The 13,741-nt window shown below is 38.0% G+C and carries 10 protein-coding genes; all 10 read left to right on the top strand.

Going from position 1 to position 13,741, the window contains the following annotated elements; translation table 11 throughout:
• Nucleotides 1–36 precede the first annotated feature (36 nt).
• The 10 genes from M0G43_RS06750 (at nt 37) to ftsZ (ending at nt 13,707) form a co-directional block, all read left to right on the top strand.
• Nucleotides 37–1,980, top strand: coding sequence for a penicillin-binding protein (locus M0G43_RS06750; protein ID WP_248024799.1), 1,944 nt, complete (start codon nt 37–39; stop codon nt 1,978–1,980).
• Complete coding sequence (locus M0G43_RS06745) at nt 1,980–3,443, top strand: UDP-N-acetylmuramoyl-L-alanyl-D-glutamate--2,6-diaminopimelate ligase (RefSeq protein WP_248024601.1); 1,464 nt, start codon at nt 1,980–1,982, stop codon at nt 3,441–3,443. The genes M0G43_RS06750 and M0G43_RS06745 overlap by 1 nt, the downstream gene beginning before the upstream one ends.
• 1 nt (nt 3,444) lies before the next feature.
• Nucleotides 3,445–4,680, top strand: a complete 1,236-nt coding sequence (mraY, locus tag M0G43_RS06740; RefSeq protein WP_248024599.1) for a phospho-N-acetylmuramoyl-pentapeptide-transferase — start codon at nt 3,445–3,447, stop codon at nt 4,678–4,680.
• Between the two features lies 1 nt (nt 4,681).
• On the top strand, nt 4,682–6,013 hold the full coding sequence (gene murD, locus M0G43_RS06735) for a UDP-N-acetylmuramoyl-L-alanine--D-glutamate ligase (RefSeq protein ID WP_248024597.1): 1,332 nt from the start codon (nt 4,682–4,684) through the stop codon (nt 6,011–6,013).
• Nucleotides 6,013–7,212: an FtsW/RodA/SpoVE family cell cycle protein gene (locus M0G43_RS06730; RefSeq protein ID WP_248024595.1), complete on the top strand. Its 1,200-nt coding sequence runs from the start codon at nt 6,013–6,015 to the stop codon at nt 7,210–7,212. Before murD ends, M0G43_RS06730 begins: the two co-directional genes overlap by 1 nt.
• The gene (gene murG, locus M0G43_RS06725) at nt 7,212–8,309 is read left to right on the top strand and encodes an undecaprenyldiphospho-muramoylpentapeptide beta-N-acetylglucosaminyltransferase (RefSeq protein ID WP_248024594.1); all 1,098 of its coding nucleotides are present in this window, start codon (nt 7,212–7,214) and stop codon (nt 8,307–8,309) included. Before M0G43_RS06730 ends, murG begins: the two co-directional genes overlap by 1 nt.
• Nucleotides 8,306–9,664 (top strand): UDP-N-acetylmuramate--L-alanine ligase, encoded by a 1,359-nt coding sequence (gene murC / locus M0G43_RS06720; protein WP_248024593.1) that lies wholly within the window; start codon nt 8,306–8,308, stop codon nt 9,662–9,664. The genes murG and murC overlap by 4 nt, the downstream gene beginning before the upstream one ends.
• A complete protein-coding gene (locus M0G43_RS06715) occupies nt 9,648–10,367 on the top strand; it encodes a cell division protein FtsQ/DivIB (RefSeq protein WP_248024592.1) in 720 nt (239 codons plus the stop codon). Before murC ends, M0G43_RS06715 begins: the two co-directional genes overlap by 17 nt.
• A gap of 3 nt (nt 10,368–10,370) precedes the next feature.
• A complete protein-coding gene (gene ftsA / locus M0G43_RS06710; protein WP_248024591.1) occupies nt 10,371–11,708 on the top strand; it encodes a cell division protein FtsA in 1,338 nt (445 codons plus the stop codon).
• 67 nt (nt 11,709–11,775) lie between these two features.
• Complete coding sequence (ftsZ, locus tag M0G43_RS06705) at nt 11,776–13,707, top strand: cell division protein FtsZ (RefSeq protein WP_248024590.1); 1,932 nt, start codon at nt 11,776–11,778, stop codon at nt 13,705–13,707.
• Nucleotides 13,708–13,741 lie beyond the last annotated feature (34 nt).

Genomic DNA, 13,741 nt, shown 5'->3' with positions numbered 1-13,741 from the left:
AGCATATTGAACCGATTGTATGTTGTAGCGAGCATTATGTTCGTTTTTGCAATTGCTGTGGCATTCAAGCTATTCAATATTCAGTTTGTGCAAGGTGACAAATATAGAGAGTTGGCCGAAGAACGAACTATTAAAAATGTAGTGATACCCGCCAATAGAGGCAATGTATATGCCGTAGATGGCAGTTTGCTCGCGACGTCAATCCCGAAGTACGATATACGTTTCGATGCTTTAACGCCTACAACAACCACATTTGAAACATACGTAAAACCTTTAAGTGATTCACTTTCAAAATATAGTGGAAAACCTTCGATCTACTATCAAAATGAATTGCGAAAAGCAAGAGCCAATAAGAACAGGTATTTTCTGGTGGCGCGAAACATTAGTTATACAGATTATACAAGGATCAGAAATTTTCCTCTATTGAAGTTAGGTGCTTTTAAAGGTGGATTAATTGTAGAACAAACCACCAAGCGTGAGCATCCGATGGGTGGCATCGCACAACGTAGTATTGGATACGAGCGATTTTCAGATGATGGCACCGTCACGCGTGCTGGTATCGATGGTGCATTTGGCAGTAAATATTTACGAGGTGTTGATGGTCATCGCTGGAAACAAAAAATTGGACAAGGCCAGTGGAAGCCTATAGCAGATTACAACGAAGTGGAGCCAAAGGATGGCTATGATATTTATACAACTATTGATGTCAACATACAGGATATAGCGCACCACGCTCTTTTGAAGCAGTTGGAGTTTTATGAGGCCGAGCACGGTTGTGTTGTGGTTATGGAAGTAAAAACAGGAGAAATTAGAGCTATTTCAAATCTAGGAAAGACAAAAGATGGGTTTTATTATGAAAAACTGAATTATGCTGTTGGCGAATCGCACGAACCTGGTTCGACTTTTAAATTAATGGCTCTTGCTGCTGCTTTGGAAGATAAATTAATAGACACCTCATATGTAGTTGATACAGGCAACGGATCCAAACGTTTCTATGGTCGGTCAATAACGGATTCACACGGCAACGGAAAAATTTCGATAGCAAGAGCTTTGGAAGTTTCTTCCAATGTAGGCTTTGCAACTATGATTGATGAGGTCTATTCTAAACAACCTAATAAATTTATTGACAGGCTGAAGAGTTGGCATTTGAATGAGCGACTTGGATTGGCGATTCTTGGTGAAGGCCAACCTGAAATTTATCAACCTGGTCATTCAAAGTGGAGTAGAAATGCACTTCCTTCAATGGCTTATGGTTACAATTTGAGTTTGACACCTTTGCAAACGCTTTCTTTTTACAATGCCATTGCCAATGACGGTGAGATGGTAAAACCTCACTTTTTAAGGGAAGTCAAGGAATTTGACAAGACCATTGAGAAGGTCGACACCAAAGTCATTGAAAAGAAGATATGTTCTGACGAGACTATCAAAAAATTGCAAACAGTTCTTAAGAACATTGTTATAAGAGGAACTGGTAAAAGTCTCTATTCGCCCACATTTTCAATGTCTGGCAAAACAGGAACTGCAAGAACAGAATATTGGTTACCAGATTGGCAAGAAAACAGAAAGTACATCTCGTCTTTCGCAGGCTATTTCCCTTCGGAAAATCCAAAATATTCTTGCATTGTGGTGATTCACAAGCCAAGTACCAAAAAAGGATATTATGGTGCTGATGTTTCTGGGCCAGTTTTTAAAGCGATTGCTCAAAAGATATTTACTGATACACCTATTACAGATGAAGTGAAAACTTTGGATTTCAAGAATTCCATCGTCAAAAAAGATTTTGAAAACTACTATGACGTGGCTCAAACCTATAAAACAATTATGCCAGATGTAATCGGTATGCCAACTATGGATGCGCTTTCCTTGTTGGAAAATATGGGTTTAAAAGTGAAAGTGGAAGGTGTGGGAATCATCAAAAAACAATCGATTAATAAAGGAACCAAAGTTCAAAAAAATCAAACAGTCATCCTTAATATTTAATGACAGAATTAAAAGACATATTATATAAAGTCACCATCAATGCGGTTGTTGGCAGCACGAGTGTGCAAGTCAACGCTATTGATTTTGATTCACGCAATGTGTCCAAAGATGATGTGTTTGTGGCTATCAAAGGTACACTTTCTGATGGTCACCAATTTATAGATTCAGCCATAGATAAAGGGGCTGTGGCGATTGTGTGTGAAACGCTTCCTGCAAATCTTCAAAATGGTATCACTTATATAGAAGTTGAAAGTGCCAGCAAAGCTTTGGCATTTATGGCTTCCAATTTTTACAAAAACCCTTCCGAAAATTTAAAACTAGTAGGAGTTACTGGTACCAATGGAAAAACAACGGTTGCCACCTTACTATATCAATTGTTTAAAAAAGCTGGTTTCAAGGTTGGTTTGCTGTCAACAGTAAAAATTTTGGTTGATAACCAAGAGTTTAAAGCTACTCACACCACACCAGATTCACTCACAATAAACAAATATTTGAGTTTGATGAATGATGAAGGCGTCGAGTATTGCTTTATGGAAGTGAGTTCTCACGGTATCCATCAACATAGAACCGAAGGGTTGCGATTTGAAGGAGGTATTTTCACCAACCTTTCTCACGACCATTTGGATTATCATAATTCATTCGCCGAATATCGCGATGTGAAAAAATTGTTTTTTGACAATCTTCCGAAAGAGGCATTTGCATTGGTCAATATTGATGATAAGAATGGTTTGGTAATGCTTCAAAATACAAGAGCTCGAAAATTCACTTATGCTTTAAAAACCTATGCTGATTTCAAGGCGCAAATTCTCGAGAATCAATTTGGAGGTTTGTTGTTGAAAGTTAATGATAGCGAGGTTTGGACGCGATTGGTGGGCAATTTCAATGCCTACAACATTTTGGCTATTTACGCTACAGCTGATTTGCTCGGATTGGAGAAAGTTGAAAACCTTCGATTGATAAGCGAATTGGAAAGTGTCAGCGGTCGCTTTCAATATTTGATTTCTGATGAAAAAATTACGGCAATTGTAGATTATGCCCATACCCCTGATGCATTACAAAATGTATTGGAGACCATCAATAGCATTCGCACCAAAAATGAAGAGTTGATAACGGTTGTTGGCTGTGGTGGTGACAGAGACAAGACGAAACGTCCTAAAATGGGTCACATTGCTTCTGCATTGAGCACGAAAGTCATTTTCACCAGTGATAATCCACGTAGCGAAGTCCCTGAAGCAATCATAGAGGATATCGAAAAAGGTGTGGAGCCTCAAAATTTCAAGAAAACTGTTTCGATTGTAGATAGAAAACAGGCCATTAAAACAGCCTGTCAAATGGCGCAACCAAACGATATCATCCTCATTGCAGGAAAGGGTCACGAAACCTACCAAGAAATCAAAGGTGTGAGGACGGACTTTGATGATTTTAAAATAGTACAGGAATTTTTAAAACAATTGCAGAAATAGTATGCTGTATTACTTATTCGAATATTTAGAAAAGCACTTCCAGATTCCAGGAGCATCGCTATTTGGGTTTATCACCTTTAGAGCGGCTATGGCAATAATCTTGTCGTTGGGCATTTCAACCATATTCGGCAAACGGATAATTAGGTTTCTACAAAAACAGCAAGTTGGCGAAACCATTCGCGATCTTGGTTTGGAAGGTCAAGTAGAAAAGGCTGGTACGCCAACGATGGGTGGAATCATAATCATTATGGCAACGCTTATTCCTGTTTTGCTATTGGCAAAGTTGGAAAACATCTACATCATACTATTAATTGTGACCACACTCTGGATGGGAACCATCGGTTTTATTGATGATTATATCAAAAAATTCAAAAAAGATAAGGAAGGTTTGAAGGGTAAATTCAAGGTGATGGGCCAAGTAGGTCTAGGTTTGATTGTAGGTCTAACTCTTTATTTTCATCCAGAAGTAACCGTAAGGGAAGAACTTCCTCAAAACCAAAAACAAGAGATGGTGACAGATAATGGTTCTGTTGAAAAACAATTTTCATATGAGGAAAAATCAACAAAAACGACTATTCCATTTGTCAAGGAAAATGAATTTGACTATGCCGACATTATCACTTGGTTTGATGAAGATTTAAAACCCTATGCTTGGATTGTGTTCATTTTGGTCAGCATTTTCATAATTACTGCTGTTTCAAATGGTGCCAATCTCACCGATGGAATTGATGGACTTGCTGCAGGTTCTTCTGCAATCATCGCACTGACACTTGGGATTTTTGCGTGGGTTTCAGGTAACATCATTTTTTCCGAATATCTCAACATTATGTATATCCCAAGGGTTGAGGAAATCACCATCTACATTACGGCTTTTGTTGGAGCTTTGATTGGTTTCTTGTGGTACAACACCTATCCTGCTCAAGTCTTTATGGGAGATACAGGAAGCTTGACCATCGGAGGAATTATTGCCGTCATCGCCATTGCAGTTCGAAAAGAGTGGTTGATTCCTGTCTTATGCGGCATCTTTTTGGCTGAAAATTTATCAGTGGTTATGCAAGTGAGCTATTTCAAGTATACAAAGAAGAAATATGGAGAAGGTAGACGGATTTTCAAGATGTCGCCATTGCATCATCACTATCAAAAATCAGGATATCACGAAAGTAAAATCGTCACCAGATTTTGGATTGTAGGCATTTTGCTGGCGATACTTTCAATAGTAACGCTTAAAATCCGATAGTATGAAGCGGTTAGTGATTCTTGGAGGAGGCGAAAGCGGTGTAGGAACAGCGCTTTTGGGCAAGGCGAAAGGCTATGAAGTTTTCCTGTCAGATAAGGGAAAAATAAAGGAAATATACAGAGACGTTCTTAAAAATAATGAGATTGAATTTGAAGATGCACAGCATACCGAATCAAAGATATTGAATGCTGACATCGTGATGAAAAGTCCTGGAATTCCCGATAAGGTTGAAATCGTAAAGAAGATTCGCAGCAATGGAATTCAGGTGGTATCTGAAATCGAATTTGCTTCAAAATATACCGATGCCACCATTGTTGGTATAACAGGAAGCAACGGAAAAACCACCACAGCAAGTTTAACCTATCATATTCTAAAGCAAGAATTGGAGGTTGGGCTATCAGGTAACATCGGTAAAAGTTTTGCCCAACAGATTTTGGAATTTGATTATCCAAATTATGTGCTTGAAATCAGCAGCTTTCAATTGGATGATATTGTTGATTTTAAACCTCATATCGCTGTGCTGCTGAATATCACACCAGACCATTTGGATAGATATGATTACAAATTTGAGAATTACATCAATTCAAAATTTAGGATAGCGATGAACCAAACCAAGGATGATTATCTCATTTATGATGCAGATGATGAGGTCATCAATGAGTGGCTCAAAAACCATAAAATTCAATCCACATTGCTGCCATTCTCATTGGTAAAAACTATAGAGAACGGCGCTTATTTAGACAACGATAATATTAAAATAACGATAGATAACAACCAGATCATTATGCCAACAGCAAATTTAGCATTAGAAGGAAAACACAACGTAAAGAACCAAATGGCTGCTTCAACAGTAGCTCATTTATTAAAAATTAGAAAACAGACCATTCGCGAAAGCCTCGAAAACTTTCAAGGTGTAGAGCATCGATTGGAGCACGTATTGAAAATCAACAAAGTGCAGTATATCAACGACTCCAAAGCGACAAATGTCAATGCCACTTACTACGCATTGGAAAGTATGGACACTCCAACGGTATGGATTGTTGGCGGAGTTGATAAAGGCAATGATTATAAGGAATTGTTCCCATTCGTAAATGAAAAAGTGAAAGCCATTATCTGTTTAGGTGTTGATAATGAAAAGTTGATTGGCACTTTCGGTAATATGGTTGATGTTATTGTTGAGACTCAATTTATGACTGAAGCCGTGAAAATTGCTTATAAAATTGCTGAAGCAGGCGATACGGTTTTGTTGTCTCCTGCATGTGCAAGCTTCGATTTGTTTGAAAATTATGAAGATAGAGGTCGTCAATTTAAAGATGCTGTAAGAAACCTATAGTGACTAATTTGTTATCACATATCAAAGGAGATAAATTAATATGGGCTATTGTCACATTGTTGGCAATATTCTCATTCCCTTGTGTGTATAGCGCCTCAAGTAATTTAGCTTATACTAGTAACTCTGCCAGCACTTTTGCTTTTTTTGTGAAGCATTTTATGCACTTAATGTTAGGATTTCTTATCATTTACGGTGTGCACCGAATTCCATATCGTTATTTCAGAGGATTGTCTATGGTGATGATTCCTATAGTTTTGGTGCTGTTGATTGTGACCATGCTTCAAGGAACTACCATTGAGGGTGCAAATGCGAGTAGATGGATACAGATTCCATTGGTCGGAATGTCATTTCAGACCTCCACGTTGGCTTCGGTAGTTTTAATGGTGTATGTGGCAAGATATTTATCAAAAATTCAAGATAAAGATATCACGTTTAAAGAAACGATTTTGCCACTGTGGCTGCCAGTGTTTTTGGTGCTAGTATTGATTTTGCCAGCTAATTTTTCCACGACGGCAATTATTTTTGCCATGGTTTTGATACTTGCTTTTATTGGAGGTTATCCTTTTAAGTATTTAGCGATAATTGTAGGAACTGGTATTGCCGCATTGGCACTCTTTATTTTGGTAGCTAAAGCCTTTCCCGATTTGATGCCAAATAGAATCCAAACGTGGGAAAACCGTGTAGAGAACTTTGCAAATGGAGGTGAGGATACAGAAGCTGATTATCAGATTGAAAAAGCAAAAATCGCTATTGCATCAGGTGGAATTCAAGGATTAGGTCCTGGAAAAAGTGTTCAAAAGAATTTTCTGCCGCAATCATCATCCGATTTCATTTTTGCCATTATCGTTGAAGAATATGGATTGCTCGGAGGATTGTTTTTGGTCATTATGTATTGCTGGTTGTTATTCCGGATTGTTATTATTTCTCAAAAAGCAGATACCGTTTTCGGAAAACTCTTGGTACTTGGTGTTGGTTTGCCGATAGTATTTCAAGCGTTTATCAATATGGCAGTCGCGGTGGAATTGTTTCCAGTAACAGGACAAACATTACCATTGATCAGTAGCGGAGGAACATCGATTTGGATGACCTGTCTAGCAATTGGAATCATTTTGAGCGTAAGTGTCAAACGAGAAGAGATTAAGGAAATGGAAGAAATTGATGATGACAATCCACTCGAAATTTTAAGTGAAGCAATCTAATGGGAAATTATAAAATCATATTGTCAGGTGGTGGAACAGGAGGTCATATCTATCCTGCCATTGCCATTGCAAATGAGTTAAAGTCTCGTTTCCCTTCTGCAGAATTTCTTTTTGTAGGAGCTTCTGACCGTATGGAAATGGAAAAAGTTCCTCAAGCTGGCTATAAAATTGAAGGTCTTTGGATTTCTGGAATCCAACGGAAATTGACTGCAAAAAATTTAATGTTTCCATTCAAATTGATTTCAAGTTTGATGAAAGCCCGTAAAATTCTTAAAACCTTCAAGCCAGATGTAGCTATTGGAACTGGTGGTTTTGCAAGTGGGCCACTATTGAATGTGGCAACCTCCAAAGGTATTCCGAGTTTGATTCAAGAGCAGAATTCCTACCCAGGAATCACGAACAAACTCTTGAGCAAAAAAGTGGATAAAATATGCGTTGCCTATGATGGATTGGAACGTTTTTTTCCAAAAGAAAAGTTGATCAAAACAGGCAATCCTATTCGTCAGGATTTGCTTCAAATTGAAAATAAAACCGCTGAAGCAAAAGATGTTTTCAAACAGAAAAACGGAAAACACACATTGCTTGTTTTGGGTGGAAGTCTTGGTTCAAAACGGATCAATGAATTGATAGAAAAAGAATTGGAGTTTTTTCAAACTCAAAATGTACAGGTTATTTGGCAATGCGGGAAATTGTACTATGAGCAATATAAAAAGTATAACAACCGAGAGGATGTACAAGTTCAGGCCTTTATTAATACGATGGATTTTGCCTATGCGGCTTCAGATATTATTATTTCGAGAGCAGGTGCAAGTTCGGTTTCAGAGTTGTGCGTCGTCGGAAAACCTGTGATTTTTATTCCCTCACCAAATGTGGCGGAAGATCATCAGACAAAAAATGCTATGGCAATTGTCGATAAAGATGCTGCTGTTTTGATTAAGGAATCTGAATTGGATATTGATTTTGAAAATCGCTTTTCTCAATTGGTATCATCTACAGAAAAACAAAAAGCGTTGGGAACGAATATTAAAAAATTGGCATTGGTAAATGCCACAAAAGATATAGCAGACGAAGTAGAAAAGCTTTTAAAAACTAAATGAATTTAAACCAGATACATAGCGTATATTTTATTGGCATTGGTGGTATTGGAATGAGTGCCTTGGCGCGTTTTTTCGTTGCTAATGGTAAAGCTGTTGCTGGTTACGACAAAACTAAAACAGATATCACCGAAACGCTTCAGGATTTGGGGATTGAAATTCACTTTGAAGATTCAATTTCCTTGATTGCTTCCAAGTTTTTAAAACCAGAAACGACTTTGGTTATTTATACGCCTGCTGTTCCGAAAGACCATAAGGAACTTGCGTATTTTAAAGAAAAAGGCTTTAATGTTTTAAAACGTTCTGCGGTTTTGGGTGAGATTACAAAAAAAACGTTCTGTTTGGCTGTAGCTGGAACACACGGCAAAACCACAACTACTAGTATTCTTGGGCATTTGTTGTATCAATGTAATGTCAACGTCACTGCGTTTTTGGGTGGCATTAGTGAGAACTATGATTCTAATTTCATCAGTAAAGGTACAGATGTAACAGTCGTAGAAGCTGATGAGTTCGACCGTTCTTTCTTGACACTGTCTCCAGATATGGCTTGCATCACTTCTATGGATGCTGACCATTTGGATATTTATGGTGAAGCAGACGAACTGAAAAAATCATTTATAGATTTTTCAAAAAAACTAAAACCAAATGGCAAATTATTTGTTAGAAACGGGTTGCCAATAGATGGAATTACTTACGGAATAGAAGATGATTCTGATTATTCTGTTCAAAATATTAAGATAATCGATGGGACTTATGAGTTTGATGTGAAAACACCTACTCAAATCCTGCAAAATTTCAAATTTAACCTACCTGGTAGACATAATCTGTCGAATGCATTAATAGCCTTGGCGATGTCTGTAGAATACGGCATCCCTCAGCAGCAGCTCGCCACGGCATTGGCATCTTATAAAGGGGTTAAAAGAAGATTCACCTATCAAATCAAAACAGATGAATTGATCTATGTTGATGATTATGCACATCATCCACAAGAAATCAATGCATTGCATCAAGCGGTGAGAGAGATGTATCCTGACAAAAAAGTTTTGGCCATTTTTCAGCCACATTTGTTTAGTCGAACAAGAGATTTTGCAGACGAATTCGCCAGAAGCTTATCACAATTTGATGAAATTTTGTTGCTTGACATTTATCCAGCGAGAGAATTACCTATTTCAGGCATTACTTCAGAATGGTTATTGTCAAAAATTGAGAATCCTAAAAAGAAATTGGTTCAAAAGTCAGAACTGATTTCAAACATAAAAAAATCAAATGCCACAGTTGTTTTAACTGTTGGTGCAGGAGATATTGGAGAAGAAGTTAAACACATTAAAAAAGCCTTGAGCAGTGAAGCGCTATTATAATCACATAAAAATCATTGCGTTAATAGTGTTGGTAGGCTTTTTGTTTGCATTTTCATCGGTGCGTAACGCAGAACGAAAAATTAGCGAACCAATAGTCAAATTTCTGGGCGAAGAGAACTTGTTTGTAACACACGCAACTGTTAGTAAATTGTTAATAGTAAATCAAGAGACTGTTACGAATAAGCCTAAAGAAATTATAGATTTGAACGACTTGGAAAGTGCCCTAAATTCCAATCCGATGATTAAGCAAGCACAAGTGTACATCAACGTTGATGGACAATTGACTGCTGAAATCAACCAGAAAAAACCAATAGCTAGAGTGGCTACAAACGCCTCTTATTATATAGATGATGATGGTACTTATATGCCTTTGTCAACAAACTATTCCGCTAGGGTGCCTTTGGTGACGGGTTTTGTTGAAAAAAACAACTTGTACAATCTGGCTGTGGTTGCGAGAAAAGTTCAGGCTGACGAATTTCTTAAAAACAACGTGGTTGAGATTCATCAAAATGAAAATAAGAGCATCGATTTAAGGTTCCGGAAAGATGATTTTACCATCCAATTGGGCTCCCTTAAAAATTTGGATAAAAAAATAAACAATCTCAAAGCATTTTACCAAAAAGCAATGAGAGATAGCACACTTAACAAGTATAGTGTAGTGAACTTAAGGTTTGATAAACAGGTCATTTGCACAAAAAAGTAAACGATGGAAAACAATAAGATTTCTGTAGGATTAGATATCGGAACCACAAAAATTGTGGCGATGATTGGTCGCAAAAATGAATATGGCAAAGCCGAAATTTTGGGTATCGGAAAATCCAAAAGTTTGGGTGTGCACAGAGGTGTTGTGAACAATATCACACAGACCATTCAATCCATACAGCAAGCAGTACAGGAAGCCGAAGCAGAAAGTGGATTGAAGATCGAAGAAGTTACGGTTGGTATTGCTGGTCAGCATATCAGAAGCCTTCAGCACAGCGATTATATTACAAGACCAAATTCTGAATTGGTCATTGACGAAGAAGATATTGACCGTTTGATAAACCAAGTTCACAAATTGGTGATGTTGCCTGGCGAGGAAATCATTCACGTGTTGCCTCAAGAGTACAAAGTGGATGGTCAAGGTGAAATCAAAGAACCAATCGGTATGTATGGAGGTCGTTTGGAAGCGAATTTCCACGTAGTGGTTGGGCAAGTGTCATCCATAAGAAACATTGGTAGATGTGTCAAAAGTTCTGGTTTGGAGCTGGATGGAATCACATTGGAACCTTTGGCGTCAGCAAATGCTGTATTAAGTCAGGAAGAGAAAGAAGCAGGTGTAGCATTGATTGATATTGGAGGTGGAACAACCGATTTAGCAGTGTTCAAAGATGGCATCATTCGTCATACAGCTGTGATTCCTTTCGGTGGAAATGTGATTACGGAAGACATTAAAGAAGGTTGCTCCATCATCGAAAAGCAAGCCGAATTGTTGAAGATAAAATTTGGTTCCGCGTGGCCTGGAGAAAACAAGGACAATGAGATTGTTTCAATTCCAGGGTTGAGAGGTCGCGAACCAAAAGAGATAACACTTAAAAATTTGTCCAAAATCATCCATGCACGTGTTACAGAAATTGTAGAGCAGGTGTATGTTGAAATTAAAAATTACGGACACGAAGAGCAAAAGAAGAAATTGATTGCGGGTATTGTATTGACAGGTGGTGGTTCGCAGTTGAAGCATTTGAAACAATTAGTAGAATACATCACTGGTATGGATACCAGAATCGGCTATCCTAATGAGCACCTTGCTGGTGATAGTGATGAGGAAGTGGCAAGTCCATTATTTGCAACAGCAGTAGGTTTGGTAATGGATGGACTAAAACGTCAAGAGCGCAAGCGCATCGAAAAGGCTGCTATCGAGGAACAGATAGTTGAAGAATCAGAAGCGACTTCTGAAAATGCTGCAAATGAAGAAGAAACAATTGCGCATCCAAAGAAGGAACGCCGTTCATTTTTGGACAAACTGACTGAAAGAGTCAAAGATTTTTTAGATAACGCAGAATAAAAACAGAGTGAATATTAATATCAATCCAACAAGAAATTAATTACAAATCCAGAAAAACCCTAAACATATGAGCAACAAAAATGAATTTGGAAACATCGCATTCGATTTGCCGAAAAACCAATCTAACGTCATTAAGGTGATAGGTGTTGGTGGAGGTGGAAGCAATGCCATTAACCACATGTTTCAACAAGGAATAAAAGGAGTTGATTTTGTCATCTGCAACACAGATGCGCAGGCACTACAGAGTAGTGGAGTACCAAACAAAATTCAACTTGGTGTGAACTTAACGGAAGGTCTTGGAGCTGGTGCAAATCCTGAAGTGGGAGAGCAGGCAGCAGTTGAAAGCCTAGAGGACATTCGCAGAATGTTGGATACCAACACAAAAATGGTATTCATCACTGCTGGTATGGGTGGAGGAACAGGTACTGGAGCCGCTCCTATCATTGCCAAAATGGCCAAAGAGCTGGATATTTTAACTGTTGGAATTGTGACAATGCCATTCTTGTTTGAAGGGAAGATTCGCAACGAGCAAGCTCAAAAAGGGATAGAAACTCTACGTGGACACGTCGATTCATTAGTGGTCATCAACAATAACAAACTTCGTGAAGTATATGGTAACCTTGGTTTCAAAGCTGGTTTCTCAAAAGCTGATGAAGTGTTGTCCACGGCTTCTAGAGGTATTGCCGAAGTTATCACGCATCACTACACTCAAAACATCGATTTACGTGATGCCAAAACGGTTTTGAGCAATAGCGGAACAGCTATTATGGGTTCTGCCTTGGCTTCTGGAAAGACGAGAGCTCAAGAGGCGATTATGAAAGCTTTGGATTCTCCATTGTTGAACGACAACAAAATTACTGGTGCCAAAAACGTATTGTTGCTTATCGTTTCTGGTGCACAAGAAATTACTATTGATGAGATTGGAGAAATCAACGACCACATTCAAAATGAAGCTGGTCACGGTGCCAATATCATTATGGGTGTTGGTGAAGATGAATCACTTCAAGAATCAATCTCTGTTACCATTATCGCTACGGGTTTCGATATTGAGCAGCAGGATGAAATTTCAAATACTGAAGTAAAAAAAGTGGTGCACGCATTGGAAGATGACCAAAATAACGATGTGAAAGTGAAAGAACGCGAGCCGGCTATTATCACTCCTGATATTGTTTTGGAAAAAGAAGAAGAAAAACAGGAAGAGAGACAAGTTGTTGTAAAACACACGCTTTTTGAAGAAGATGAAGAAGAAGTTGAAGATATCAAAAATGAATCGCATTCGGATTTAATTCCTACTTCAGAATTCATAAGAAACTTGAATGTTACCTATGAAGAGGTTTTGGATATGATTGAAGAAGAAGATTTCGTGATCACGCCAATTCAGAAAGCTCCTGAATCGAAACCAATCATTTTTGAAGAAGAAGAACAAATAACTTTGACGTTTGATTTACCACTTCCCGATAATCAAAAGGATATAAAAGATGAAGACAATCGAATCCTTTTTTCTTTGGATGAAGAAACAAAAGACTTGAACGTCAAAGATCATATTGAGATTATTCCAGTGACAGAAGCAAATGAGTCAGGAGAGAAACGCTATGCTTTGGACGATTTTACATCTTATGAATCATCTATGAATAAGAAGAATGTTAAAACCATTGAAATAGACGAGGAGATTGTTTTTGAGAAAAAGACAGTTGCCTCTGAAACTGAAAAAGAAGTGGCGAAAGATGAAATAGATCCATTAAACAGTCCTATTTCTGATTTGTTGAAAGAACGTGCTGATGAGAGAAGACGCAAAATGAAAGATTTTAATCACAAATTCAATAATGCAAAGGTCGACGAATTTGAAAAGATTCCGGCTTATAAACGACAAGGTGTGAACCTTGATGACTCACCACACTCATCAGATACAAGTGCTTCTAGAATGTCAGTCGGTACAGACGACAACGACGATGTTCAGTTAAGAAGCAACAATTCATTCTTACACGATAACGTAGATTAATAGCCAAATTTAGTTAAGTGTATTCACACCTCAA

Source organism: Subsaxibacter sp. CAU 1640, from assembly GCF_023156585.1.
Lineage (GTDB): Bacteria > Bacteroidota > Bacteroidia > Flavobacteriales > Flavobacteriaceae > JBPOFM01.
This window is presented reverse-complemented; position numbering and strand designations above follow the sequence as displayed.

What these genes read in the sequence shown, in the direction of transcription:
- murD (WP_248024597.1), top strand. Translation starts at nt 4,682, where the DNA reads ATGAAGCGGTTAGTGATTCTTGGAGGAGGCGAAAGCGGTGTAGGAACA.
- M0G43_RS06745 (WP_248024601.1), top strand. Translation starts at nt 1,980, where the DNA reads ATGACAGAATTAAAAGACATATTATATAAAGTCACCATCAATGCGGTT.
- ftsA (WP_248024591.1), top strand. Translation starts at nt 10,371, where the DNA reads ATGGAAAACAATAAGATTTCTGTAGGATTAGATATCGGAACCACAAAA.
- ftsZ (WP_248024590.1), top strand. Translation starts at nt 11,776, where the DNA reads ATGAGCAACAAAAATGAATTTGGAAACATCGCATTCGATTTGCCGAAA.
- murC (WP_248024593.1), top strand. Translation starts at nt 8,306, where the DNA reads ATGAATTTAAACCAGATACATAGCGTATATTTTATTGGCATTGGTGGT.
- murG (WP_248024594.1), top strand. Translation starts at nt 7,212, where the DNA reads ATGGGAAATTATAAAATCATATTGTCAGGTGGTGGAACAGGAGGTCAT.
- M0G43_RS06750 (WP_248024799.1), top strand. Translation starts at nt 37, where the DNA reads ATGTTCGTTTTTGCAATTGCTGTGGCATTCAAGCTATTCAATATTCAG.
- mraY (WP_248024599.1), top strand. Translation starts at nt 3,445, where the DNA reads ATGCTGTATTACTTATTCGAATATTTAGAAAAGCACTTCCAGATTCCA.